The sequence below is a fragment of the Cupriavidus basilensis genome (assembly GCF_000832305.1).
Classification (GTDB): domain Bacteria; phylum Pseudomonadota; class Gammaproteobacteria; order Burkholderiales; family Burkholderiaceae; genus Cupriavidus; species Cupriavidus basilensis_F.
Window position 1 is genome coordinate 1,860,950 of the sequence record NZ_CP010536.1, and the last position, 23,896, is coordinate 1,884,845.

Here is a 23,896-nt window from a genome sequence, read left to right on the forward strand (position 1 = left end):
CGCTGTTCTTTTCATGCCCCGGTTTTTTCAACCCACTCTCAAGACGGAGTAAATCTGATGACTCACCAAGCTCAATCCTCGCCATCCACGCAATTCCAACCTTGCAGCGCCGCGCTGCGCGACGAGGAGCGCCAACCCTGCGAGGTCTGGACCCGCGTGATGGGCTATCACCGCCCGGTCTCCAGCTTCAACACCGGCAAGCAGGGCGAGCACCGCGAGCGGCGCTTCTTCACGCAACCCCATGCCATCGACGCCTGACGTATGCGCGGCGGCGGCCCGGCGCCGGCGCGACGCGGCCACGTTGCGTATCGGCGGCATGACAGCGCTGACCACGATCGACTTCCCCGGCCGCCTGGCCGCCGTCCTGTTCTGCCAGGGTTGTCCGTGGCGGTGCGGCTATTGCCACAACCAGGACTTGCTGGATGCTGGCGTGCCGCCCGCCATTGCCTGGGCGGATGTGCAGGCCTTCTTGCAGGCGCGGCGGGGCCTGCTCGACGGCGTGGTGTTTTCCGGGGGCGAGCCAACCCTGCAGGCGGGACTGCCCGGTGCCATCGAGGCCGTGCGGGCCGAGGGGTTCGAGGTTGCGCTGCATACCGCCGGCATGTACCCCGATCGCCTGGCCGCCATCCTGCCCCGGCTGGACTGGATCGGCCTCGATCTCAAGGCACCCCTGCATCGGTATGAGGCCATTACACGGGTGCCGGGCAGCGGGGAGAGGGCTTGGGAATCGCTGCGCCGGTGGCTTGCCAGCGGCGTGGCGGGCGAATGCCGCACCACCTGGCACGCCGGCCTGTTCGATATCGCCGAGCTGCATGCGCTGGCGCAACGGATCGCCGCGCTTGGCGTGACGCACTGGGCGTTGCAGGCGTGCCGCGGCGGCGGCGCGAGCGCCTCGCTTGGCCGCTACGATATCGCCAGGCTGGCATCGCACTTCAGCAGTTTCACGCTGCGCACGGCGTGACGGACGCGTCGGCATTGCGCTATGTCAATCGATTGGCGGGTAGGGGCCACGCAGCCAGCGTGGTCCGTACTACGATGGGATGACGCGTGACAGGAAACCAACAGTAATGCGCAAGGAGGCAAGCATGCTCACCAGACAAACTTCGAACGGGACGGGCAGGTTCGACTACCAGGGGCCGGAGGAGTGGCGCATACCGATCAGGGATGCCCTGCGCCGCGTGGTGGATCCGGAACTGGCGCTAAGCATCCTTGACGTTGGCCTGATCTACGCCATCACCGTATCGGACGGATCCGTGCATGTCTCGATGACCATGACTTCCGCCGCATGTCCGGTGGCCGACATGATCCTGGACGACGTGCAGCTCGAACTGGAAGGCGTGATGCCCCTGGGGTACCTGATCGATGTGGAATTAGGCTGGGAGCCCGCATGGACGCCGGAGCGCATGAGCGCCAGCGCGAAGCACGCCATGGGATGGTGAGCGTGGCCGCGCGCCGCGCGCAAGGACGCCAGCGCAAGACCTGGCCCCGGCTGGCCGTGCTGCTGCTGGCCGTATGCGCATTGCTCGCGGGCATGCTCGGTGGATGGATGCGCGCGGGCGTGATGCTGCCATGGGCCGGCGATTACCACGTGGCGTGGCGCGCGCTGCAATTCCACGGTGCCTTGATGACCGGCGGCTTCTTCGGCACGGTCATCGGCATCGAGCGTGCGGTGGCGCTCGGCCGTCCCGTGGCCTTTGCGGCGCCAGTCGCATCGGGGCTGGGCGCTTTGCTGATGGTGGCGGGATTGCCTGCCGCCGGCGCTTGGGCCATGGCGGCCGGCGCGCTGGTGTTCGTGGGCGTCAGCGTGGAAGTCCTGCGGCGCCAGCCGGCCGCCCATACCGCCTTGCTGCTGGTCGCCGCGGTGGCCTGGCTGGCGGGCAACGTGGGGGTGGCGTCAGGCCGCTGGCTGGCCTCGGTCAACGCCTGGTACTTCATTTTCCTGGTTGTCACGGTCGCTGCCGAGCGGCTTGAAATGACGCGCCTGATGCGCCGCCGGCCCGGCGCGCAAGCGGCTTTGCTTGCCATCCTGGCGGTGCTGGTGCTGGGTGCCGCCGGCTCGGCGCTGGAAGGCGGCGCGGGCAGGATCGGCGGCGTCATCTATGGCGCAGCGCTGGCGTTGCTTGCCGCCTGGCTGGCACTGTTCGACATTGCGCGCCGCACGGTGCGCAGCCACGGACTGAGCCGCTACATGGCGGTCTGCCTGCTTCTGGGCTACGGCTGGCTGTTGGTGGCGGGCGTGGCGTGGGCGGCAACCGCGGCAGGGCTGCCATGGCGCGACGCCGCGCTGCATGCGCTGGGACTGGGCTTTATCGTCAGCATGGTGATGGCGCATGCGCCTGTCATCCTGCCGGCGATCACGCGTATCAAGCTGCAGTTCGGCAATGGCTTCTATGTGCCGCTTGCCTTGCTGCACTTGTCCCTGGCCGCGCGACTGAGCTTCGGCCACGCGCTGCCTGCAATCAGGGCGGCGGCGGCGGCGGGCAACGTTGTCGCCATCCTGCTCTTCATCGCTGTCGCCGCCGCCGCGGCGCAGGCATGGCGATCCCGCGAGGCGCCACGGCCCCGGCAGTCCTGAATCTTCCACCGGAGAACGAGGGCCGCTGCGGCTGGCCTCAGTTTCTGACCGGATCCACGGCTACGCCGGCATGCGGCGCAGCCGGGAATGCCCGCGCCAGCAGGTCGGCGAGCGTATAGCCTTCAAGATGTTGCAGGAAACGCCGGCGAGCGCCATCCATGACGCAGCACAGATGCTCGTCGCTCGCGAACTTGCGGGCGCTGCCGTCGGCGAGGCCGGCAACCAGATCGAAATCGGGCTCCACGCTGCGAACCACGTCGCCGAGATTGATGCTTCCCGGCCCGGACGACAACTGCATGCCGCCGCCTCTGCCGCGCATGGTTGCGATCCATCCCTGGCGGCTGAGCTTGTGCGTCACTTTGACGATGTGTGCTCTGGAGATACCGTAGGCCTGCGCGATCTCGCTATTGGTGCACATCCGTTCAGGATGCCGCGCCACGTAGATCAGCAGCCGTAGCGCGTAGTCGGTCATGGTGGTAAGGCGCATCGTATCGACCTCTCAGCCTGTCGGGCTGTTGGTTCCTGGCTCTTGGTTCTTGCCTGTTGGTTCGTGGCTCTTGGCCCCGGTCAGAACGGCAGGCAGGAAGCTCGGGGCATCAAGCCTCCGCTTGCGGCGGGAGACATCACGAAATTTAAGATTCATGGTGAATGTATCTTATGAGGCGCGACGCCGCCGTGCTTTGTCGCAATGCATTGACCAAAGACAAGCCGAGTCGAGCGCAGGCGATGCCGAACGGGGAAAAAAGAAGCCTGCCCATAGTTCGTACGGACAGGCTTCAGGCCAGCAACATCAAGGCCACCGGGCGCGCCCCCGCAACTCAGTGGCCTCATTGGCATCTTGCCTCAGGACTGCCTGGGCCGGCTTGTCCGCGGGCAAGCCAATTGCGGAAAAAGCGAATCGGGAGAGCGAAGACGGCCTGAATGCGGCGCAGGACGGCGTGGTTAGGCGTGGTTAGCCGCCGCTGCAGCCGCAGCCCGTGCCGTTTGCGCCGCCGCATCCCTGTGTGGCGGCCGCGGGATGCACGGTGAAGTCGATCACCACGGCATCGCCCGCGCGCTCAACGTAGGCAATCTGGCGTTGGTCTTGATAGCGCCGGCGCAGTTGCTCGATCAGGGGAAGGGGGTCGCGATCGTTGACGAATCGCATCGACTCGCCTTCGCCCAGCGCTTCCAGCGCGCCAAAAATCGCGGCATGGCGAAAGCGCCTGGCGATGCCGCGCGCGTTGAATAGAAAGGCAGGGTTGGTTTGGATGGTAGCGTAAGTGGGCGAGGTTTTAGCGCTTCTAGCTGCTGTCGCGGCTGTACGGTGTTGGCCGTTTTGGAACGTGTGAGATGTCACTTTTCTTTACTCGTAAAGAAAAGTAACCAAAAGAAAGCGATCCTTGCAGGAGGCTGGCGTGTCGGGGTTGCGTAGCCCGGTGGTTTCGTCGTCAGGCCCCGGGTTTTAAAGGACTCGTGCCGTTACCGGTTTGAATGGCCACGATCCTGTGAATGACGCTGGTTTCGTGGTGGGGCTGCTCGGTAGCGGCATCCCTGCTCATTCACACATCTGCCGGTACCGGTCCGAATCGCCACGATATATCGCGCCATGATGGTTTCGTGGTGGGGTGGGCGCGGTGGTGAATCCCTCAGAACTGTTCCGGCGGTGCCACCGCGCCCACGACGAAAATGGAACGCCGCGCTAGCGAGGGATCGGCCCGCCGCGATTGACGCCGGTCAAGCCATTTCTGGTTGGGGTTGCATGCCGCGAGGGCGCGCTTACCGTCCGGCAAACCGGCGCTCAAGCGCCTGGATATCGTGAATCACGACTTCAGGGCCGGCCACGGTGATCAAGGCGGCTTCGCTGAGCCGCTGCAGGGTGCGAGACAGCGTTGCCGGCGACAACCCCAGCTTGGAGGCAATCAGGTTCTTGTTGACGGTAAAGCGCGTGAGGTTGCCCTCGCGAGGCCCGTTCAGCAGGTAGCCGATCACTCGCTGTTGCGAGTTGTGCAGGTTCACTGTCTCGATATCCTGCACCAGGGTATGCAGACGCATCGACAGGCCCGCAAGCATGCGGCGCGCAAACGACGGATCGCGATCGATGGCGGCGAATATCTCCTTTTTGTCGAGCAGGATCAGCAGCGTGTCATCGAGCGCCTGGGCGTCTACCAGGTAGGGGCGGTCAAGGAACATGACGGCCTCCCCAAATGCCTCGCCGGGGCCGAAGAACTCGACGATTTTCTCGGGATTGCCGTGCACCGAGGGCAGCGCCAGCTTGATCTGGCCAACGGCAACAACGTACAAGCCCGCAGCCGCGTCGCCGCGCCGGAAGAGACGGCTGTGCTTGCATACCCTGACCTCATGGCAGGAGCCCGCCAGTTCGGCCAGTTGTTCTGCGTCGAGGTTCCTGAAGAGCGGCAGGCTTCCCAGTAGTCCCTCCAGGTTTAGTTTGTGGCGCATGGATTGCCTCAGTGGCGGTGGTTGCATCGGTCAGGCTGTCGCAGCCTGCCTCCAGGGCACGCCGGCCTTGCGGACCGGCCGATGGTGGCGTATCCGGAGCGCGGCGACAGCCACGTAGCGCATAGGATTCCACGCCCGGGGCAACCGGGCCTTGTGGCAGATCAAGTCTGCCGTCCTGGCTGGCGAGCTTTGACGGTCAGGGCCCCTGGCGTGCGCCTCTGCGTTGCGCCATGCGCTGGCCAATCCCGGCGAGGCGATCGTGCGGCAGGCGGACGGCCGCGGGATAGACCTCGCGCTCCTCCCGTAATGCGTGTTCGGGATAGAGGGTGGAGAACGCCTCGAGCTCAGGCGGAGCAGGGTCACTTGTCCCCGACGACATCGCCTCCAGCCAGGGGTGCACGCAACACCACAACTCGCCCAGGTATTCATGCTCGGCATCCAGTTCGTCAATACTTGCGCTCAGGCCAGCGTCATCCAGCTCGCGCAGTGCCGGGAACAGGTCTTCCTCCTCGTCCGCATGGTGCAGCGGCGCGGCGAGCTGGAAGTATCTCAACACACTGGCGGCCGCGGCGCGTGCCTCTTCATCTGCGCCGTGCCGCGCCGCATGCTGCTCAAGTCTGGAACACAAGCCGGCGAAATGCCGCACTTTGTCGTGGCATGCCAGCAGCAATTCAATCGGTGAATCGAAGCCAGGAAGACTGGCCGCGGTAGAGAACATTGTCGCGCTCCGGTTGGGCCAGGCAATCTTCAATCGCCTGCTGCCGACTTTCAAGTATCGCCTGACGCAGAGCACGCACTGTTGAGATAGCGCAAAAACGTGCGCCGCCGGTTCATGGGTGGCTTCTCCAGTTGTACAACCCTTTGCCGCGATCAATGACGACGCGCGCATTTGGCGTCTAGTGTGTCTGCGCCAGGACGAACGTGAGTTCGAGATGAATGCTGCAACCCTGCTGCCCTGCATGCGGAGATTGACAAGATGCCGACCCGACTTTCCCCTTCCGAAATCCACAAGGACGCCGGTGCGCCACCTCGCCTGCGCCGGCAGCGCCTTGTCGCATGGCAGCCAGCATGAGGGCTGCGCACCTGACATACGAGAACGCACCCCGGCCATCCGTAGTCCTTGGCTGCCTGCTGCCGGCGCCATGGCTTGGCGCTACCGCGGGATTGCTGCTGGCGTTCGGTCCCTCCGACGGCCTGCCGTTGCGCTTCTCCCCGACGGTGCTGGCGGTAGTCCATCTCCTTGCGCTGGGGATGCTGGTTCCCGTCATGGTGGGGGCACTGTTCCAGATGATGCCGGTGGTCGCCGGGGTGCGCGTACGCGGGTCCGATGCATTGGCTCGCTTGGTCGCGTTGCTCGGCGGGGCCACGGCGCTTGGGCTGGCCGGAGGCTTCCTTGCCGGCCGGCCACTCGGTTTTCGCGTGGCAATGGTCCTTGGGGCGCCTTTCCTGGGACTGGTCGGCCTGGCATTGCTGCGGGCGGGCGCACGCGTAGTTGCCGTGGATGCAACCACGCGGACGCTGGCAGGCATAGGCGCCGCGCTGATCGCAACGGCTGCGACCGGCGCGGCGCTAGCCGGCGTACTGGGCGGGCAGTGGCAACTGGCGCCGGGCCCATTGCTGCGACTGCATGTCGCCTGGGGGCTGGTGGGCTGGATTGCCACGCTCGTTACCGGCGTCGCGACCACGGTGGTGCCCATGTTCTGGCAGACCGGGCGCCTGCCTGCCGCGCTGGAGCGCTTCCTGCCTTGGGGAATCTGGTTGTTGCTGCTGGCCTATAGCGGCGCCGTGATCGACGCGCCGCAATTTTCCGGTGCTGGCGCAGCGCCGCTTCTATTGTTGTTGGGGGCCCTCGCGGCGTATGGACTGGGTGGCGTACTGCGTGCGCGACGCCGCCATGATCCGTGCTGGCGGCTGTGGGCCGCCGCCTGCGTGAGCGCCATCGGCGCGGTGGCATTGTCGCTCGCGGCCATCGCCCTGCCTGTGTCCATCGCGATACCCTGGTGGATCGGCATCGCCGTGCTGGTCGGATGCGGGGTATTGCCGGTAACCGCGATGATCGGCAAGATCGTGCCTTTCCTGATCTGGATGCATTTGCGCCGCCGGTTGCCATTGCCAGCCCGGATTCCTGCCATGCAGGCGATGATTTCGCCAGGCCAGCAGCGCTGGCAAGCCAACTTGCTGTTGCTGGCCTATGTCCTGCTGCTGGCGCTGCCGCTGGCGCCGCGATGGTTGGCTTTGCCTGGTGGCGTGCTGTTTGCGGCGGCCAACGTCTGGCTCGGCCTGCAACTGTTGCGCGCCGTTCGCTGCCTGCACCGCACCATGGCCCGCGGCGGGCTGCCGCCTCGGCATGCCGGTCGAAGGGAAACCGGACATTCCGATCCTGGCAGGGAAAAGCGTAGCCGGAAGGCATTTCCATGAACGCTCGCCAGGATCGAAAAAAATCGGGAAAAATACGCCTCTTTATTGCAGATCTTCGGAATTGGCAAGCACCAGGTTTGCGATGAATCAAACATCGCTACGCGGTCTTGGATATATTCAGTTGCATTGGGGGGACGCATATCCGTTGGCGGCGCTCACGTAGATCCGAGTGAAACACCGGCGCGATCAAGTGCCTCTTTGTGCGCACGGATACTGCGTTGCCGACCGATCGCCGGCAGAGACGGTCAATGCCGGTGGCGGCAGGAATCGTGCAACGCAGCATGCAGTGATCGGGTTCCGGCAATAGCGGCATGCGGAACGCGCAACCTGGAGTCACGCGATGCACCGTCCGGGCTGGAGTCTGTTGACCAAACTGCTGGCGATCGGTGCCGCGGTACTGTGCCTTGCCCTGACTTCGATCGGCCTCACGCTCTGGGTCACCTGGCAGATCGAAGGCGGAGCGGCAGCCGTCAACGAAGCTGGCCGCATGCGCATGCAGGGCTATCGGCTCGCGCTGGCCATGGAGCGGGGCGCAACCATGGATACGGTGACATCCCAGTTGCACGAGTCTGACCAGGGTCTGGCGCTATTGGCGAGCGGCGATCCTTCGCGCCCACTCTTTGTTCCCTGGAACGCCGAGACCCGTGCGCAGTTCGCCACGGTGCAACAAGGCTGGGCCTCGCTTCGCGCGCACTGGCTATCGGGTGCGCCTGCCCCGGCGGGCGAGCTGGACCGTTTCGCGGCAGCCGTCGACGCGCTGGTCTCCGGCATCGAGCTGCAGCTCTCCCGGTGGACGGCACGGTTGCATATGTTCCAGCTCGCCATGGTGGCCCTTGTCATTGCCAGCGCAGTGACGCTCCTCTATGCCGGCTATCTGATCGTCTTTGAGCCCTTGACGCGCCTGCGGCGCGGTTTGCAGCGCATCGAGACCGCGGACCTCGGCGCGCGCGTGGCCGTGACCTCCCAGGACGAGTTTGGCGAACTGGCTGAGGGCTTCAATCACATGGCCGCAAAACTGGAAGCGTTGTATGGCGACCTCGAGCAACGCGTCAATGAAAAGACCGCACGGCTGGAACGCGAGCGCATGCGCCTTGCCGCCTTGTATGAGATGAGCGGGCAAATCGCGCAGGCGGCTACGCTCGACGAGCTTGCAAAAGGATTTGCGCGCAAGGTTCGCGCGATTGCCCATGCCGATGCCGTTGCGATCCGCTGGTCCGATGCCGCCAACCAGCGCTATCTTTTGCTGGCGGGCGACTGCCTGCCGCAGGTGATGTTTGAGCAGGAGCGCTGCCTGCACCCGGGGGCTTGCCATTGCGCTCAGGCCGGCGCCACCGCGCAACTGCGGGTTATCCCCATCCGGGGGATAACAGACGATCCATCGATCCGATGCGCGCGGGCCGGTTACCGGACACTGGTTTGCCTGCCGGTAAAACTTCAGCAGCGGGTGCTTGGCGAAATCGATCTGTTCTTTCTCGAGGAAACCTCGCTGACGGCTGAGGACCGCTCCCTGCTCGAAGCCCTTGCAGCTCACCTTGCCAGCGCGATGGAGGGGCTGCGCGCGGGAGCACTGGAGAAAGAAGCCACGGTGGCTCAGGAGAGGGGCTTGCTGGCACAGGAACTCCACGACTCGATCGCCCAGTCGCTGGCTTTTCTGCGGATCCAGGTGGAGTTGATGAGGACCGCGCTTGGCCGCCGTGACGCGCCGGCGCTTGACAAGGTGCTCGCAGAGATCGAGACCGGCGTGCACGAGACCTATAACGACGTGCGCGAACTGCTGGTGCATTTCCGCACGCGCACCAACCACGAAGACATCGAGCCCGCGCTGCGTACCACGCTGCAGAAATTCGAGCACCAGACTGGCTTGCGCACGCATCTGCGCATGGAAGGACATGATGTGCCCCTGATGCCCGACGTGCAGGTTCAGGTACTGCACGTCATTCAGGAGGCGCTGTCCAACATACGCAAGCATGCGCATGCGACACAGGTCTGGATCGACGTGCGCCAGGCCGAGGTGTGGCGTTTCGAGGTGCGCGACGATGGCCTTGGCTTCAACGTTGCGCAACCGCCGGCGTCCGCCCAGTTGCACGTGGGCTTGCGCATCATGCACGAGCGCGCGCAGCGCATCGGCGCCACGGTAACGCTGACCTCGGGCAACGGCCACGGCACGCGGGTGACGCTGACGTTGCCGCCGCGCCGGCCCGCGCTGCGCGAAGCGTCGTCCCGGCCCGCCCGGATGGCCAGCACCTTGCAGAGCCACTGACGAGAGAGGAGAAACCGATGCCCGCCGCTGATCCGGTCCGCCTCCTGGTCGTGGACGACCATACCTTGTTCCGCCGCGGGCTGATCGCCTTGCTGGCGCAGGAACCGGCGCTGCAGGTGGTTGGCGAGGCCGGCGACGCAGGCGAGGCCCAGCATCGCGCCCAGGCCTTGCAGCCGGATGTCATCCTGCTCGACAACCATCTGCCCGGTGTGACGGGGATCGATGCGCTGCCCGGGCTAAGGGAGGCCGCGCCGCGCGCGCGCGTGCTGATGCTGACGGTCAGCGAGGACGAGCACGACCTGAGCGCGGCACTCAAGGCGGGTGCCGCCGGCTATGTGCTCAAGAACATCGAGGGTGCTGCCCTGGTCGCGGCCATCCACCAGATCCGCAAAGGGCAGTCTGCCATCAGTCCCGAGATGACCGGCAAGCTGGTCGCCGCGTTCCATGCCGCGCATGGCAGTCGGGAAGGTGCCTGCGCGCCGCCCGCACCCGCCGATCCGCTTGCCGTGCTGTCGCCGCGCGAACAGGAGATCCTGCACGGCATCGCCAGCGGCTTGAGCAACAAGGCCATCGCGCGCCAGCTGGGCATCGCCGAGACGACGGTGAAAGTCCACGTCCAGCATATCCTGCGCAAGCTCAACCTCAGTTCACGGGTCCAGGCGGCCGTCTTCCTCGCCGGGCGCGGCAGCGCCTGAACCGGATCCGGCATCGTTCTTTCGAACTATGCCCGGGCGTCTGGTTGCTCGAAACCATCCTCCTTCCGGACATGCCGGCCTGCCCGGTCGAGGGATGTTGCGCCTTGCACAGGGCGCCTAGATTGGAACTCAGCAAGAGACCGGGGGAGCGATCGGCACGGCGTTATCGCAGGAGAGGGCGCTGGGACTCAACGCCCCGGCGTTCGGCCTGCCGGCAGCCATGCTCGTGCTGACCGGCTCGCTGTATTTCACCGAGGTGCGCCGCACCGAGATGATGGGCCCGCACGGGGTGCGTGCCGGCAACGCGGCGCAGTCCTGAGCGCGCCTGGAGACTGAAATGAGCCGAACCGTAGCAGACACACCGAAGCCGTCCGGCGGTGGCCGGGTGCTGACCATCTGGACCCCCGAAGACCGCGCATTCTGGGAGCGCGAGGGCGAGGCGATCGCCAAGCTGAATCTGTGGATATCGGTGCCCGCGCTGTTCCTGGCATTTGCGATCTGGCAATTGTGGAGCGTGGTGGCCGTCAACCTGCCGCAGCTCGGCTTCAGGTACTCGACCAACCAGCTCTTCTGGCTGGCGGCCGCGCCAGCGTTATCGGGCGCGACGCTGCGCATCTTCTATTCCTTCATGGTGCCCCTGTTCGGCGGGCGCCGCTGGACTGCGATCTCCACGGCGTCTTTGTTGATTCCCGCCATCGGGATCGGCATTGCGGTGCAGGATCCGACCACCAGCTATCCCACCATGTTGCTGCTGGCGTTGCTGTGCGGCCTGGGCGGCGGCAACTTCAGCTCCAGCATGGCCAATATCAGCTTCTTCTTTCCCAAGGAGCACAAGGGCTCGGCGCTGGGCGTGAATGCGGGGCTGGGCAATCTTGGCGTCTCGGTGGTGCAGTTCCTTAGCCCGCTGATCGTCACTGTGGGCATCCTCGGCATCTTTGGCGGCGATCCGCAGACGATCGTCGGCAAGACCGGCCAGGTGAGCCAGGTGTGGGCGCAGAACGCCGCCTATATCTGGATTCCCTGGATCGCGCTGGCGTCGGTAGCGGCCTGGTTCTTCATGAACGACATTGCCGACGCGCGGGCCTCGTTCGCCGCGCAGGCGGCCATCTTCAAGCGCAAGCACAACTGGCTGATGTGCTTGCTCTACCTTGGCACCTTCGGCTCGTTCATCGGCTTTGCCGCGGGGTTCCCGCTGCTGATCAAGAGCCAGTTTCCCGACGTCAACCCGCTGGCGTATGCCTGGCTGGGGCCGCTGCTCGGCGCGCTGATCCGGCCCGTCGGCGGCTGGCTGGCCGACCGGCTCGGCGGCGCGTCCGTCACGCTGTGGAATTTCGTGGTGATGGCGCTGGCCGTGGTCGGGGTGTTGTATTTCCTGCCCAAGGGCGCGGGCGGCTATGCACTCTCCGCGGGTCCGGCGCAAGGCAGCTTTACCGGCTTCTTCCTGATGTTCCTGGTGCTGTTCCTGACCACGGGCATCGGCAATGGCTCGACCTTCCGCATGATCCCGGTGATCTTCCTCAATCAGAAGCTGCGCGAGGTGGAGGGCGCCGGCGACGAGGCGCAGGCCCGGGCGATCAAGGACGGCAATACCGAAGGGGCAGCCGCGCTGGGCTTCGCCGGGGCGCTGGGTGCCTACGGCGGCTTTTTCATCCCCAAGAGCTATGGCACCGCCATCGCCGCGACCGGCGGCCCGGAGGCCGCGCTATGGATCTTCATCGTCTTCTATCTGCTTTGCGTGGTGGTCACCTGGTGGTATTACGGGCGCCGCGGCGCCGAGATGCCGTGCTGAGCACGAGCGCGATGCGCACAAACGATACCGGAGCCCCGCAATGAGCCATTTTCTCGATCGCCTCACTTACTTCAGCCAGCCGCGCGAGAGTTTCTCCGACGGCCACGGCCAGACCACGGGTGAGGACCGCACCTGGGAAGACGCCTACCGCAACCGCTGGCAGCACGACAAGATCGTGCGCTCCACCCATGGCACCAACTGCACCGGCTCGTGCTCGTGGAAGATCTACGTGAAAGGCGGCATCGTGACCTGGGAAACCCAGCAGACCGATTACCCCCGCACGCGCGCCGACCTGCCGAACCACGAGCCGCGCGGCTGCGCGCGCGGCGCGAGCTACTCCTGGTACCTTTACAGCGCCAACCGGGTCAAGTACCCGATGGTGCGGGGGCGCTTGCTCAAGCACTGGCGCTCGGCGCGGGCCGTGGCCAAGAGTCCGGTGGATGCCTGGGCGGCCGTGGTCGAAGACGACGCCGCGCGCCGCGAGTATCAGCAGCAGCGCGGGCTGGGCGGCTTCGTGCGCAGCAGCTGGGACGAGGTCAACGAGCTGATCGCCGCGGCCAACGTGTACACCATCAAGAAGCACGGCCCGGACCGCGTGATCGGCTTCTCGCCCATCCCGGCCATGAGCATGGTGAGCTACGCCGCGGGCAGCCGCTATCTCAGCCTGATCGGCGGGGTCTGCATGAGTTTCTACGACTGGTACTGTGACCTGCCGCCCGCCAGCCCGCAGACCTGGGGCGAACAGACCGATGTGCCGGAAAGCGCGGACTGGTACAACTCCACCTTCCTGATCGCGTGGGGCTCCAACGTGCCGCAGACACGTACGCCGGACGCCCATTTCTTTACCGAGGTGCGCTACAAAGGCGCCAAGGTGGTAGCCGTGACCCCGGACTACGCGGAGGTTTCCAAGCTGGCCGACCTGTGGCTGCACCCGAAGCAGGGCACCGATGCGGCGCTGGCGATGGCGATGGGCCACGTCATCCTCAAGGAGTTCTACTTCGAGCGGCGCAGCGCCTATTTCGACGACTATGCGCGCCGGTATACGGACCTGCCGTTGCTGGTCGCGCTCAAGGAACACACGCTGCCCGACGGCAGCAAGACCCTGGTGCCCGATCGCTATGTGCGCGCCAGCGATTTCCCCGATGCACTGGGGCAGGCGAACCATCCCGAATGGAAAACGGTCGGATTCGACGAGCAGGGCAAGGTCGCCTTGCCGCACGGCTCGATCGGTTTTCGCTGGGGGCCGGACGGCAGGCCCGACGCCGGCAAATGGAACCTGGAGAGCAAGGAGGCAAGGCAGGGCGAAGCCGTGAAGCTCAAGCTGTCGGTGGTGGAGGATGGCGCCCAGCCGCATGACATCGTCGATGTCGGCTTCCCGTACTTCGGCGGCATCGACACGCCGCACTTCACGTCGAGCAAGACCGCCGGCGACGTGATCGTGCGGCGCGTGCCAGCGGCGCGCCTGGCGTTGCAGGAAGCAGGCGGGCAGCGCGAGACACTGGTGGCCACGGTGTTCGACCTGCTGGCGGCCAACTACGGCGTGGCGCGCGGGCTGCCGGGCGAACAGCAGGGCGGTGCCGCCACCGGAGGCTACGACGACGAGGTCCCCTACACACCTGCCTGGCAGGAGCGCATCACCGGCGTGGCGCGCCAGCAGGTCATCGCGGTGGCGCGGCAGTTCGCCGACAACGCCGACAAGACCCGGGGCAAGTCCATGGTGATCATCGGCGCGGCGATGAACCACTGGTACCACTGCGACATGAACTACCGCGGCATCATCAATATGCTGATGCTGTGCGGCTGCATCGGCCAGAGCGGCGGCGGCTGGGCGCACTATGTGGGCCAGGAGAAACTGCGGCCGCAGACCGGCTGGACCGCGCTGGCCTTCGCGCTGGACTGGATCCGCCCGCCGCGCCAGATGAACTCGACCAGTTTCTTCTATGCCCATACCGACCAGTGGCGCTACGAGAAACTCGGTGTGGACGAGATCCTCTCGCCGCTGGCCGATCCGGCGCGCTACAGCGGCTCGATGATCGACTATAACGTGCGCGCGGAGCGCATGGGCTGGCTGCCATCGGCGCCGCAACTGCAGACCAATCCGCTGCAGGTGCAGCGCGACGCGCAGGCGCGCGGGATGGACACGCGGGACTATGTGGCCCAGTCCCTCAAGGACGGCTCGCTGAAGCTGAGCTGCGAGGATCCCGACCACCCGGCCAACTGGCCGCGCAATATGTTCGTGTGGCGCTCCAACCTGCTCGGCTCCTCGGGCAAGGGGCACGAATATTTCCTCAAGCACCTGCTGGGTACCAGCCACGGCGTGCAGGGCAAGGACCTCGGTCCCGACCATGCCAAGCCCGAGGAAGTCCGCTGGCATGAGCAGGCGCCCGAGGGCAAGCTGGACCTGCTGGTCACGCTCGACTTCCGCATGAGCACCACCTGCATGTACTCCGACATCGTGCTGCCCACGGCGACCTGGTACGAGAAGAACGATCTCAACACCAGCGACATGCATCCGTTTATCCATCCGCTCTCCACCGCCGTTGATCCGGCCTGGCAGGCGCGCAGCGACTGGGAGATCTACAAGGGCTTCGCCAAGACCTTCAGCAAGGTCTGCGCGGGCCATCTCGGGGTGGAGAAGGAAGTGGTGCTCACCCCGCTGATGCACGACACCCCCGCCGAACTGGCGCAGCCCTTTGGCGTGCGGGACTGGAAGAAGGGCGAGTGCGACCTGGTGCCCGGCCAGACCGCGCCGCAGATCAACGTGGTGGAGCGCGATTATCCCAACACCTATCAGCGCTTCACCGCGCTCGGGCCCCTGATGACGCGCATCGGCAATGGCGGCAAGGGGATCGGCTGGGACACGCAAAGCGAGGTGCACGCACTCGGGGAACTCAATGGCACGGTCAGCGAGGCGGGCGTCAGCCAGGGCTTGCCGCGCATCGACACGGATATCGACGCGGCCGAAGTGGTGATGATGCTGGCGCCTGAAACCAACGGCCACGTGGCGGTCAAGGCATGGCAGGCGCTCAGCCGCATCACCGGGCGCGAGCATGCCCACCTGGCGCTGCACCGCGAGGACGAGAAGATCCGCTTTCGCGATATCCAGGCGCAGCCGCGCAAGATCATCTCCTCGCCGACCTGGAGCGGGCTGGAGAGCGAAAAGGTGAGCTACAACGCCGGCTATACCAATGTGCACGAACTGATCCCGTGGCGCACGCTGAGCGGGCGGCAGCAGTTCTACCAGGACCATCCGTGGATGCGCGATTTCGGCGAAGGCTTCGTCAGCTACCGCCCGCCGATCAACCTGAAGAACGTCGACGAGATGCTGGGCAAGAAGCCCAACGGCCACCCGGAGATTGCGCTGAACTTCATCACGCCGCACCAGAAATGGGGCATTCATTCAACCTACACCGACAACCTGATCATGCTCACGCTCAATCGCGGCGGGCCGGTGATCTGGCTGTCGGAAGACGATGCGGGGCGGGCCGGCATCGTCGATAACGACTGGGTCGAGCTCTTCAACGCCAACGGCGCCATCGCCGCGCGCGCCGTGGTGAGCCAGCGGATCAAGCCGGGCATGGTGATGATGTACCACGCGCAGGAAAAGATCATCAACACGCCCGGTTCGGAGATCACCGGCCTGCGCGGCGGCATCCATAACTCGGTCACGCGCGTGGTGCTCAAGCCCACCCATATGATCGGCGGCTACGCGCAATACAGCTACGGCTTCAATTACTACGGGACCATCGGCACCAATCGCGACGAGTTCGTGGTGGTGCGCAAGATGAACCGGGTCGACTGGCTCGACGAGCCAGCCAACGCCGACGCCCCCGGCGCCGCCTGACAAGAAGGAGACCGACGATGAAAGTCCGCGCACAGATCGGCATGGTTCTCAACCTGGACAAGTGCATCGGTTGCCATACCTGCTCGGTGACCTGCAAGAACGTCTGGACCAACCGCCCCGGCATGGAGTACGCCTGGTTCAACAACGTGGAGACCAAGCCCGGCATTGGCTACCCCAAGGAATGGGAAAACCAGGAGCGCTGGAACGGTGGCTGGGTGCGCAAGGCCGACGGCCGCATCGAGCCCCGCCAGGGCGGCAAGTGGAAGCTGCTGATGCGCATCTTCTCCAATCCCAACCTGCCGCAGATCGACGATTACTACGAGCCGTTTACGTTCGACTACGACCACCTGCAGTCCGCGCCCGAGTCCCGTACGGCCCCCACCGCGCGCCCGCGCAGCCTGATCACCGGCAAGCGCATGGAAAAGATCGAATGGGGGCCGAACTGGGAAGAGATCCTGGGCGGCGAGTTTGCCAAGCGCTCCAGGGACCGCAACTTCGACGACATCCAGAAGGAGATCTACGGGCAGTTCGAGAACACCTTCATGATGTACCTGCCGCGCCTGTGCGAGCACTGCCTGAACCCCACCTGCGTGGCCAGTTGCCCGTCCGGTTCGATCTACAAGCGGGAAGAGGACGGCATCGTGCTGATCGACCAGGACAAGTGCCGCGGCTGGCGCATGTGCGTGTCCGGCTGCCCCTACAAGAAGATCTACTACAACTGGCAGAGCGGCAAGGCGGAGAAGTGCATCTTCTGCTACCCGCGCATCGAAGCCGGCCAGCCGACCGTCTGCTCGGAAACCTGCGTAGGCCGCATCCGCTACCTCGGCGTGCTGCTCTACGATGCGGACCGCATCCAGGAGGCGGCCAGCGTGGAGCATGACCGCGATCTCTACCAGGCGCAGCTCGACATCTTCCTCGACCCCAATGACCCCAAAGTCATTGACCAGGCCCGGGCGGACGGCGTGCCCGAGTCATGGCTGGAGGGGGCGCGCCGCAGCCCGGTCTACCAGATGGCGGTGGACTGGAAGGTGGCGCTGCCGCTGCACCCGGAGTACCGCACCTTGCCGATGGTCTGGTACGTGCCGCCGCTCTCGCCCATCACGGCCGCGGCCAACGCCGGCGAAGTCGGCATCAATGGCGAGATTCCCGACGTGAAGCAGTTGCGCATCCCGGTCAAGTACCTCGCTAACCTGCTCACCGCCGGCGACACCACACCCGTGGTGCGTGCGCTGGAGCGGATGCTGGCCATGCGCGCGTATCAACGCGACAAGCATGTGGAAGGGCGCCAGAACCTGGCTGCGCTGCAGCAGGCCGGGCTGAGCGTGGCGCAGGTCGAGCAGATGTACCAGGTGATGGCGATCGCCAACTACGAGGATCGCTTCGTCATCCCCACGGCGCACCGGGAGTATGCGGAGGACGCCTTCGACCTGCGCGGCGGCTGTGGCTTCTCGTTCGGCAACGGTTGCTCGGACGGCACCAGCGAGACCAGCCTGTTCGGCGGCAAGAAGCGGCGGACCATTCCGATCAAGGCGACACTGTAAAGGACGCTGCCATGAAACCATTCGATGCGCGAATTTGCCTGGTGCTGGCCCGGCTGCTGGCCTATCCCGGGGAGGAGCTGCGTGCTTGCCTGGCGCCGATGCGGGATCTGGTGGCGGCGAGCCGCACGCTCAGCGATGCCGGGCGGGACAGCCTGCTGGCGCTGGTTGACGGCATGCAGCGGCGCGACCCCTATGAACTCGAGGCGCGCTATGTCGACACCTTCGACCGCGGTCGCGCCACCGCGCTGCACCTGTTCGAGCATGTGCATGGCGACTCGCGCGAGCGCGGCCAGGCGCTGGTGGATTTGCTGCAGACCTATGAGGCCGCCGGCCTGTTCCTGGGGCCGGGCGAACTGCCCGACTATCTGCCGGTAGTGCTGGAGTTCGCCGCCACGCAGCCCGCACAGACCGCGCGCGAGTTCCTGGCCGAGATGGCGCACATCCTCAATGCCGTGCATACCGCGCTGGCCGAGCGCCACAGCCCGTATCACGCGGCAATCGCGGCCGTGCTGGAACTGGCGGGCGAGCGCGTCGAGCCGGTACGGCTGCCGCCCGAGGAATCGCTCGACGAGGCCTGGGCCGAGCCGCCTGCCTTCGATGGCTGTGCCACGCGTGGCCAGAGCAAGCCCGGCGAGCCCCAGCCTATCCATTTCGTCCGCCGCGACGGACCCGTCACCGGAGCGCGATCATGACTGCCGCCCTCGACACCTTCTTCTTCGGCCTCTATCCGTACATCTGCCTGGTCGTATTCCTGGTCGGGAGCCTGATCCGCTTCGACCGGGACCAGTACACCTGGAAGAGCGATTCCTCGCAGATGCTGCGCTCCGGGCAGTTACGCTGGGCCAGCAACCTGTTCCACGTCGGCGTGCTGTTCCTGTTCTTCGGGCACCTGTTCGGCATGCTCACGCCCCATGCGGTCTACGGCCATTTCATCAGCGCCGGCGCCAAGCAGCTCCTGGCAATGATCTCGGGCGGCATGGCCGGCGTGCTTGGCTTCATCGGGGTGAGCCTGTTGCTGCATCGCCGCCTGGGTGACCCGCGTATTCGCGCCACCTCGCGGCCCGGAGATATCGCCATCCTCTGGCTGCTGTGGGTGCAACTGGCGCTGGGGCTGGGCACCATACCGCTGTCCGGGCAACACCTGGACGGCAGCATGATGCTGGTGCTGGCCGAATGGGCGCAGCGCATCGTGACGCTGCGAGGCGGCGCGCCGGCGTTGATGCAGGGGGTGGGCTGGGTGTTCAAGCTGCACATGGTGCTGGGTATGACAGTGTTCCTCGTGTTTCCCTTCACCCGCCTGGTCCATGTCTGGAGCGGCTTTGCCTCGGTGACCTACCTGTTCCGTCCTTACCAGGTGGTGCGCAGCCGCCGCCTGAACCTGCCGGCGGGGCACGATCGCGCCAAGCGTGCGCAGCCCGAACAATCGCACTGAGGAGCGTGCCATGCGTCATTCCGTATCTACCCGCGCCGCGTCCGTCAACGGCCAGGCCCTGCACGCCGACGATGAAACGCTGGCGCTGGAAGCCCTGCGCCAGCGCGCTTGCACCGAGCTGCTGCGCCAGGCCGCCCAGCGTGCCGGGCTGCTCGATCCAGCCGATGCCGGCGCAACCGACGGTGTGATCAGCGAGGCCGCCAGCACGGCAATCGAGACCTTGCTGGAAAACGAGCTGCGGATACCCGAGCCGGGCGAAGAGGCATGCCGGCGCCATCACGCGGCCAATCTCGCCCGCTATAGCCGCGGCGAGCGCGTGCAGGCCCGTCACATCCTGTTTGCCGTGACGCCCGGCCTGGATGTCAATGCACTGCGCCAGCGCGCCGAACGCATGCTGGTGGCAGTGCGCTGCCACGACGACCCGGCATCCGCGAGCGAACACTTTGCGCGCGCGGCCGGGGAGTTTTCAAACTGCCCCAGCGGCGCCCAGGGCGGCGAACTGGGCTGGCTGGAGGCGAGCGATTGCGCGCCGGAGTTCGCCCGCGAGCTGTTCGGCCATCAGGAAGTCGGGGTGCTGCCGCGGCTGGTGCACAGCCGCTTTGGCCTGCACGTGGTGGAGGTGTGCGCGCGTGAGAGTGGCGAAGTACAACCGTTCGAGACAGTGCGCCCGGCCGTGGCGCTGCAACTGCGCCAGCAAGCCTATGTCACCGCGCTGCGGCAATACCTGTGCCTGCTGGCAGGGCAGGCGGTGATCGAGGGCGTGGATCTCGACGGTTCGGACACACCGTTGGTACAGTAGCGCGCGCATGGCGCGCCCCGGCCTGGTCTTCAGCCTGCGCTCGGCGCAGACCCAGTCGTGTATCGCGCCATGGTCAAGTCCGGTTTCTTCGTCATGGAGAGCCCGGCAAGGGCGTGAGCGGCAGCACCCGCCGCGCCTTGTCCGAGACGCGCCGGTGTTTGTCCTGCGCATCTTGCCACGTTGGCGAGGTGAAAATCTTGTCGACGCCGGGCGCGCTCAGGTGGGTCAGGAAGACCGGCGGATCCATCATTTCCGACCATGGGCAAAAGCAGGTCCAGACGCGGGCGCTCTGCTCGATCAGGTCGGTGCGCAGGACGAACCGCTTGAACCTGCCCGTCAGGAATTCCTGGTGCGTCTGCATGCGCGACTCCTTCACCGGCTCGCCGTTGGGGCCGAGCAGGTAGAACTGCATGCGATAGATCTCGCCGTAGTGATCCGGCATGCCGCCGCGAACGGCGTGGCGTAGCGCCCGGGCCCATGTCTCTGGTGTGTCGGGTGGCATGGCGGCGCACGGTATGGCTACTTTACAGGGAGCATGCCGTTTCCTGGCGGGTGGCGTAGTGGCGCTCGCCGCGGGTGCGCAGGCAAATCGAGCGAGGACCTGTGAACTGGATGCTGCAGGCAAGCTGGAAGCTCAGCCAGGCGCCTTGGTAATGGAATGCCAGGCGGTCGATTGTCCATGGCAGTGCCATGATTGCTGCCGTATCGATGCCGTTCAGGGTAAGCGTGGCGCTGCTGGCCTGCGCTGCCGCTTCTGCCTCAGGATTCCACGTGTCGGCAATCAGCAGCGGATCGTCCACCGTGATGCGCGCGCAAGGAAAGGGCACGGCGACCGCATCGGCTGCGCGGCGGTACAGGAAGACGGTTTCCAGATCGCAGGCGAACATGTCTTTCTCGTTTGTACTGTATGGATATCCAGTATAAGAGTCATCGTAGGCCAAGCGTGGATAGTTGAGTTAACTGTATGGATATACAGTGCTCTTCTCAGGCGAGGAATTCGACAGCCCCACCGTTCAAGTGGTACATCGCGCCAACGATTTTCAATTTTCCATCTTTCTCCATCGAGGCCAGCACGCTACTCCCATTTCGTATTGCGTCGATCGTGCGTTGAACATTGGTTTTTGCCACCGCATCGACAAATTCATCATTCTTGCTGCTTCTGTCGCCGGCGTACTGCGTTTCGTCCACTGCCGGTCTGATCCTGGCCAGGAGACCGGTCAGGCTTCCCAGTTCAACGTGATCGATCGCGCCCTTGATGGCGCCGCATCCTGTGTGCCCCATCACCAATATGACTTTAGCGCCAGCCGCCGCGCAGGCGAACTCCAGGCTTCCAATGAGATCCTCGTTGGCGATATTGCCCGCAATACGCGCGTTGAACGTGTCTCCAATTCCCGTGTCAAGGATGATCTCGGCCGGGGCCCGGGAGTCAATGCAACTCAAGATCACCGCCGCTGGATACTGCCCGCCGGCAGTCACTCTTTTTTGTGCCAGATAATCGTGGGACCGCATCTTCCCCAAGCGGAAACGTCTATTGCCTTGCTTGAAGCTCTCGATGATCTGGTCCGGGGTCAGTTTGTCTCGCTCGGGCTTCGATAGCGCCGCCGCATAGGCGGATTCGGCGTCCCCCATGCTTGCCGCCAGCCCAACGGCTGCCACGCCAAGCGCAGTCTTCAGCACGGTACGTCTTCCAACGCTGTTGGAGGGCGCCGCTGCACAACAGACAGTTTTCTTGTGCATTTTGATTCTCCGCAAACAACCGCAAGGCGGTCGTTGTTGCTGGCATCGCGGCGCTGTCGTGCATGGGCGATTCACTGCGCGCCGGCTCCCTGGCAGACGGCAGCAGATCGCCAAGCCACCGGCTTCGCCGCTTGTGGAATGGCCCTGAACCCATGGTACTTGCAGTGAGGTTCCCGGGCTATTGGACTTTGGTCCAACGGGGAATCCCCGTATCGTCAGCGTGGACGTTAACGCTTTGTTTGTGCCCAAGCGCAAGCCGGACTCGCGCGGAAAGTCCTGGGATGAGACGGCACTCAGGTCCTGTGCCTGAGAACCGGGCGGACATGCCGCTTGAGCTTGCCGCAGCCGTTTGCCGTAGCCGTTTGCCGCAGCCGTGTATCGTTTTGGGTACTCAGGAAAATGGGACGCTCATGGTCTCAGCACGGTGGCGTCGCGCTCGTTCATTTGCCCGGCTGAGCGCGGGCTGTCGACGGATTCAACGAGGTTTTGCTTGCGCCGCCGCCGTAGTCTCGCGAGGCTCCCGCAGTCTGCGCAGCGGTCAACTCGTCCCGCTGATGCCCTGAAGTGGCATTGCTATAGCGCTGCGTAATGGCGCCGTTGACGCCAGAGAGCGAATTGCCCTGGCCTTGTGCTGAGCCGTAGGCCGTGCCGCCGTGCTGCTGCGAGGCGGCGGCATAGCCACCGTAGCCACCGTAGCCAGCAGATCCGGAAGCTTTGTATGCCGTGAGTTGGGCATGAACCGCGCCCGGCACCAACATCAGAGCAAGAATCGGAGTCATTCTCATGCTGCATCCCGGTTGGGTGAAAAAAGGGGGGGACGGCAAGGTGGTTGCCTGCACCCTCGGGAGAAGGCAAAGGGGCAATCTGTCGCCGCTATTGATTGTGGTGCGTCGCACCAGTTTCAGTACCCCGCCGTAGAGGGGGTGCGCCAAGGCTTTGCGTGACAGCGGGTGACTTCGCCGTGCAAGTTGGATGCCGGCTGCTAACGCCTGTGCCAGAATCGCGATTTCGGCAATGCGCAAGGAACGAAACGATGACTGAAAATCACAGCGCCAGCCTGGATGTCCGAAGGCTTTCCCCAGCGCAATGGGAGCAAGCTTTCCCCATCATCATGCAATTGCGCTCGCTGGATGAAGCCGAGTTCCTGCGCCGGGTGCGCCGGCAATCGCATTCTGGCTACGAGCTTGTTGGCGCCTTTCAAGGCGGCAAGCTTGTCGGCGTGATGGGGATGCGGCCCGTCCATACGTTGGCGCGCGGAGCACACCTGCACGTCGATGACCTCGTGGTCGATGCGCAAGCGCGCGGAACTGGCGCCGGTCACGCCCTGATGGCATATGCGGAAGCCGACGCGCGTGCGCGCGACATGACTGCGGTGTTTCTCGACGCCCGCCCGGAGGCCATTCCGTTCTATGAGCGCGAGAGCTATGTCCTCCATCCGGCTCCCTCGATGAAGAAGGTGCTCTGATTCCGCTGGCGGCGATTCCATGGGGCAGGCTGGCGCGCCGGGTCCCGGCACGCCAGCCGCCTGAGCATGATCAGCCCCTTATGCTCCTGGGGTCTCGCCCGTAGCTGGCGCGCGTACGGATCTGGCCATCCTGGCCGTGCACCAGGAGTTCCACCTTCTCGCGCTGTGCAATCACCGTCGCGGCTTGCACCGCTTCCTCCTGAGTGAGGAAGTGTGCTCTTTCCCCCTTTGCCCCCTCGTGGATGATGTCCCAACCGTCGCCATGAGGCACGACGTGTACGTTGCGTTGCGGTATCGAATCCATGGTTGTCTCTCTGAGCAGTGCGCTACTGCTGTTTTAGGGGGTGTTCTGTCCGCGGCATGGCGGGATGGCGGCATGGCGGGCGGTGTCCGGTACTCCGCCTGGACATCGGATGTCGCGCTATTTTTCCGGCCGTCCCACCAATACGTCGAGCGGGACGCGCAGCGCCGCCGCCAGGCTCTGGAAAACCTCGGGGCTGCCATCGCGTTTGCGGTTCTCTATCTGGCTGAGGTAGGGCTTGCTAAGGCCTGCCGCTGCCGCCAGCGCATCCTGGGTCATGCGGCGATATTCCCGCCAGGCCTTGACCGGGTTGTCCCCGGCGAGTTCGGCGTCCAGGATGGCGGCAGGGATCCGAAAGCTGTTGTCCTGGCCCTTCGCCTGGCCTGGCAGTGCATCAAGCATCGGGTCCTCGACCCGATGCTTGATGCGCTCCCACAATTCAATGGGCACTACCGCAAACTCGGGGCGGCCGTCGCGTTCGATGAACTGAATTTGGATCATGGCAAGGCACCTCCTCGATGGGCATTCCCGGACATTCCCCGGTATGGCTTGGGCGGCCGGGCCGAATGCCTGGTGAACGCGATCGTGTGCATCTTCATGT

24 protein-coding genes are annotated in these 23,896 nt (G+C 65.1%); 14 read left to right on the forward strand and 10 right to left on the reverse strand.

Annotated features, from left to right (window positions below; translation table 11 throughout):
* Positions 1 to 57: 57 nt before the first annotated feature.
* From nrdD to RR42_RS08870, 4 genes are all read left to right on the forward strand, one after another.
* A complete protein-coding gene (nrdD, locus tag RR42_RS08855) occupies positions 58 to 258 on the forward strand; it encodes an anaerobic ribonucleoside-triphosphate reductase (protein WP_043345862.1) in 201 nt (66 codons plus the stop codon).
* On the forward strand, positions 242 to 961 hold the full coding sequence (locus tag RR42_RS08860) for an anaerobic ribonucleoside-triphosphate reductase activating protein (RefSeq protein WP_052494541.1): 720 nt from the start codon (positions 242 to 244) through the stop codon (positions 959 to 961). Before nrdD ends, RR42_RS08860 begins: the two co-directional genes overlap by 17 nt.
* Positions 962 to 1,085: 124 nt before the next feature.
* Complete coding sequence (locus tag RR42_RS08865; RefSeq protein WP_052494772.1) at positions 1,086 to 1,439, forward strand: metal-sulfur cluster assembly factor; 354 nt, start codon at positions 1,086 to 1,088, stop codon at positions 1,437 to 1,439.
* The gene (locus RR42_RS08870) at positions 1,388 to 2,575 is read left to right on the forward strand and encodes a hypothetical protein (RefSeq protein ID WP_236702002.1); all 1,188 of its coding nucleotides are present in this window, start codon (positions 1,388 to 1,390) and stop codon (positions 2,573 to 2,575) included. Before RR42_RS08865 ends, RR42_RS08870 begins: the two co-directional genes overlap by 52 nt.
* A 37-nt stretch (positions 2,576 to 2,612) precedes the next feature.
* On the opposite strand, the gene RR42_RS08875 is transcribed toward RR42_RS08870, so the two are convergent.
* From RR42_RS08875 to RR42_RS08890, 4 genes are all read right to left on the reverse strand, one after another.
* On the reverse strand, positions 2,613 to 3,047 hold the full coding sequence (locus RR42_RS08875) for an Rrf2 family transcriptional regulator (RefSeq protein ID WP_236702003.1): 435 nt from the start codon (positions 3,045 to 3,047) through the stop codon (positions 2,613 to 2,615).
* Positions 3,048 to 3,527: 480 nt separating this feature from the next.
* Complete coding sequence (locus RR42_RS08880; RefSeq protein ID WP_043351685.1) at positions 3,528 to 3,827, reverse strand: DUF2249 domain-containing protein; 300 nt, start codon at positions 3,825 to 3,827, stop codon at positions 3,528 to 3,530.
* Between the two features lie 506 nt (positions 3,828 to 4,333).
* Positions 4,334 to 5,014 (reverse strand): Crp/Fnr family transcriptional regulator, encoded by a 681-nt coding sequence (locus RR42_RS08885; RefSeq protein ID WP_043345868.1) that lies wholly within the window; start codon positions 5,012 to 5,014, stop codon positions 4,334 to 4,336.
* A gap of 196 nt (positions 5,015 to 5,210) precedes the next feature.
* Positions 5,211 to 5,786 carry a hemerythrin domain-containing protein gene (locus tag RR42_RS08890; protein ID WP_236702004.1) on the reverse strand — a complete coding sequence of 192 codons (576 nt, stop codon included), beginning with the start codon at positions 5,784 to 5,786 and terminating at the stop codon, positions 5,211 to 5,213.
* 296 nt (positions 5,787 to 6,082) lie between these two features.
* Here RR42_RS08890 and RR42_RS08895 point away from each other — a divergent pair, with 296 nt between their 5' ends.
* The 9 genes from RR42_RS08895 to RR42_RS08935 all read left to right on the forward strand — a co-directional run bounded on the left by RR42_RS08895 (position 6,083) and on the right by RR42_RS08935 (position 19,792).
* The gene (locus tag RR42_RS08895) at positions 6,083 to 7,432 is read left to right on the forward strand and encodes a hypothetical protein (RefSeq protein WP_236702005.1); all 1,350 of its coding nucleotides are present in this window, start codon (positions 6,083 to 6,085) and stop codon (positions 7,430 to 7,432) included.
* A gap of 364 nt (positions 7,433 to 7,796) precedes the next feature.
* Positions 7,797 to 9,692 carry a type IV pili methyl-accepting chemotaxis transducer N-terminal domain-containing protein gene (locus RR42_RS08900; protein WP_330218510.1) on the forward strand — a complete coding sequence of 632 codons (1,896 nt, stop codon included), beginning with the start codon at positions 7,797 to 7,799 and terminating at the stop codon, positions 9,690 to 9,692.
* A 17-nt stretch (positions 9,693 to 9,709) separates the two neighbouring features.
* Positions 9,710 to 10,387 (forward strand): response regulator, encoded by a 678-nt coding sequence (locus RR42_RS08905; protein WP_043345873.1) that lies wholly within the window; start codon positions 9,710 to 9,712, stop codon positions 10,385 to 10,387.
* Between the two features lie 337 nt (positions 10,388 to 10,724).
* Positions 10,725 to 12,176, forward strand: coding sequence for a NarK family nitrate/nitrite MFS transporter (locus RR42_RS08910; protein WP_043345874.1), 1,452 nt, complete (start codon positions 10,725 to 10,727; stop codon positions 12,174 to 12,176).
* 40 nt (positions 12,177 to 12,216) lie between these two features.
* Positions 12,217 to 16,020, forward strand: a complete 3,804-nt coding sequence (locus tag RR42_RS08915; RefSeq protein ID WP_043345876.1) for a nitrate reductase subunit alpha — start codon at positions 12,217 to 12,219, stop codon at positions 16,018 to 16,020.
* A 17-nt stretch (positions 16,021 to 16,037) separates the two neighbouring features.
* Entirely contained in the window at positions 16,038 to 17,561 is a 1,524-nt protein-coding gene (narH, locus tag RR42_RS08920; protein WP_043345879.1) for a nitrate reductase subunit beta, read from the forward strand.
* An 11-nt stretch (positions 17,562 to 17,572) separates the two neighbouring features.
* Positions 17,573 to 18,253, forward strand: a complete 681-nt coding sequence (gene narJ, locus RR42_RS08925; protein WP_043345882.1) for a nitrate reductase molybdenum cofactor assembly chaperone — start codon at positions 17,573 to 17,575, stop codon at positions 18,251 to 18,253.
* The gene (gene narI, locus RR42_RS08930; protein WP_043345884.1) at positions 18,250 to 18,993 is read left to right on the forward strand and encodes a respiratory nitrate reductase subunit gamma; all 744 of its coding nucleotides are present in this window, start codon (positions 18,250 to 18,252) and stop codon (positions 18,991 to 18,993) included. The genes narJ and narI overlap by 4 nt, the downstream gene beginning before the upstream one ends.
* A gap of 10 nt (positions 18,994 to 19,003) precedes the next feature.
* Positions 19,004 to 19,792: a peptidylprolyl isomerase gene (locus tag RR42_RS08935; RefSeq protein ID WP_043345886.1), complete on the forward strand. Its 789-nt coding sequence runs from the start codon at positions 19,004 to 19,006 to the stop codon at positions 19,790 to 19,792.
* Positions 19,793 to 19,883: 91 nt separating this feature from the next.
* On the opposite strand, the gene RR42_RS08940 is transcribed toward RR42_RS08935, so the two are convergent.
* From RR42_RS08940 to RR42_RS08955, 4 genes are all read right to left on the reverse strand, one after another.
* The gene (locus tag RR42_RS08940) at positions 19,884 to 20,234 is read right to left on the reverse strand and encodes a hypothetical protein (protein ID WP_043345887.1); all 351 of its coding nucleotides are present in this window, start codon (positions 20,232 to 20,234) and stop codon (positions 19,884 to 19,886) included.
* A gap of 82 nt (positions 20,235 to 20,316) precedes the next feature.
* A complete protein-coding gene (locus RR42_RS08945; protein WP_043345889.1) occupies positions 20,317 to 20,679 on the reverse strand; it encodes a hypothetical protein in 363 nt (120 codons plus the stop codon).
* A gap of 97 nt (positions 20,680 to 20,776) precedes the next feature.
* Positions 20,777 to 21,529: a carbonic anhydrase family protein gene (locus RR42_RS08950; protein WP_043345892.1), complete on the reverse strand. Its 753-nt coding sequence runs from the start codon at positions 21,527 to 21,529 to the stop codon at positions 20,777 to 20,779.
* A gap of 440 nt (positions 21,530 to 21,969) precedes the next feature.
* Positions 21,970 to 22,308, reverse strand: a complete 339-nt coding sequence (locus RR42_RS08955; protein ID WP_144409793.1) for a hypothetical protein — start codon at positions 22,306 to 22,308, stop codon at positions 21,970 to 21,972.
* 254 nt (positions 22,309 to 22,562) lie between these two features.
* On the opposite strand from RR42_RS08955, the gene RR42_RS08960 reads away from it, so the two are divergent.
* Positions 22,563 to 22,994, forward strand: coding sequence for a GNAT family N-acetyltransferase (locus RR42_RS08960; RefSeq protein WP_043345898.1), 432 nt, complete (start codon positions 22,563 to 22,565; stop codon positions 22,992 to 22,994).
* 70 nt (positions 22,995 to 23,064) lie between these two features.
* Here the strand turns inward: RR42_RS08960 and RR42_RS08965 are convergent, their stop codons facing one another.
* Positions 23,065 to 23,298 carry a DUF2188 domain-containing protein gene (locus tag RR42_RS08965; RefSeq protein WP_043345901.1) on the reverse strand — a complete coding sequence of 78 codons (234 nt, stop codon included), beginning with the start codon at positions 23,296 to 23,298 and terminating at the stop codon, positions 23,065 to 23,067.
* A 117-nt stretch (positions 23,299 to 23,415) separates the two neighbouring features.
* The gene (locus tag RR42_RS08970) at positions 23,416 to 23,796 is read right to left on the reverse strand and encodes a helix-turn-helix domain-containing protein (protein WP_043345902.1); all 381 of its coding nucleotides are present in this window, start codon (positions 23,794 to 23,796) and stop codon (positions 23,416 to 23,418) included.
* Positions 23,797 to 23,896: the final 100 nt, after the last annotated feature.

Bases quoted from the DNA above. Each gene is read 5' to 3' on its own strand.
- narJ (WP_043345882.1), top strand. From the start codon at position 17,573: ATGAAACCATTCGATGCGCGAATTTGCCTGGTGCTGGCCCGGCTGCTG.
- RR42_RS08895 (WP_236702005.1), top strand. From the start codon at position 6,083: ATGAGGGCTGCGCACCTGACATACGAGAACGCACCCCGGCCATCCGTA.
- RR42_RS08950 (WP_043345892.1), bottom strand. From the start codon at position 21,529: ATGCACAAGAAAACTGTCTGTTGTGCAGCGGCGCCCTCCAACAGCGTT.
- RR42_RS08935 (WP_043345886.1), top strand. From the start codon at position 19,004: ATGCGTCATTCCGTATCTACCCGCGCCGCGTCCGTCAACGGCCAGGCC.
- RR42_RS08965 (WP_043345901.1), bottom strand. From the start codon at position 23,298: ATGGATTCGATACCGCAACGCAACGTACACGTCGTGCCTCATGGCGAC.
- nrdD (WP_043345862.1), top strand. From the start codon at position 58: ATGACTCACCAAGCTCAATCCTCGCCATCCACGCAATTCCAACCTTGC.
- RR42_RS08885 (WP_043345868.1), bottom strand. From the start codon at position 5,014: ATGCGCCACAAACTAAACCTGGAGGGACTACTGGGAAGCCTGCCGCTC.
- narI (WP_043345884.1), top strand. From the start codon at position 18,250: ATGACTGCCGCCCTCGACACCTTCTTCTTCGGCCTCTATCCGTACATC.
- RR42_RS08860 (WP_052494541.1), top strand. From the start codon at position 242: ATGCCATCGACGCCTGACGTATGCGCGGCGGCGGCCCGGCGCCGGCGC.
- RR42_RS08940 (WP_043345887.1), bottom strand. From the start codon at position 20,234: ATGCCGGATCACTACGGCGAGATCTATCGCATGCAGTTCTACCTGCTC.
- RR42_RS08970 (WP_043345902.1), bottom strand. From the start codon at position 23,796: ATGATCCAAATTCAGTTCATCGAACGCGACGGCCGCCCCGAGTTTGCG.
- RR42_RS08905 (WP_043345873.1), top strand. From the start codon at position 9,710: ATGCCCGCCGCTGATCCGGTCCGCCTCCTGGTCGTGGACGACCATACC.
- RR42_RS08955 (WP_144409793.1), bottom strand. From the start codon at position 22,308: ATGACTCCGATTCTTGCTCTGATGTTGGTGCCGGGCGCGGTTCATGCC.
- RR42_RS08915 (WP_043345876.1), top strand. From the start codon at position 12,217: ATGAGCCATTTTCTCGATCGCCTCACTTACTTCAGCCAGCCGCGCGAG.
- RR42_RS08875 (WP_236702003.1), bottom strand. From the start codon at position 3,047: ATGACCGACTACGCGCTACGGCTGCTGATCTACGTGGCGCGGCATCCT.
- RR42_RS08960 (WP_043345898.1), top strand. From the start codon at position 22,563: ATGACTGAAAATCACAGCGCCAGCCTGGATGTCCGAAGGCTTTCCCCA.
- RR42_RS08945 (WP_043345889.1), bottom strand. From the start codon at position 20,679: ATGTTCGCCTGCGATCTGGAAACCGTCTTCCTGTACCGCCGCGCAGCC.
- RR42_RS08865 (WP_052494772.1), top strand. From the start codon at position 1,086: ATGCTCACCAGACAAACTTCGAACGGGACGGGCAGGTTCGACTACCAG.
- RR42_RS08910 (WP_043345874.1), top strand. From the start codon at position 10,725: ATGAGCCGAACCGTAGCAGACACACCGAAGCCGTCCGGCGGTGGCCGG.
- RR42_RS08870 (WP_236702002.1), top strand. From the start codon at position 1,388: ATGGACGCCGGAGCGCATGAGCGCCAGCGCGAAGCACGCCATGGGATG.
- narH (WP_043345879.1), top strand. From the start codon at position 16,038: ATGAAAGTCCGCGCACAGATCGGCATGGTTCTCAACCTGGACAAGTGC.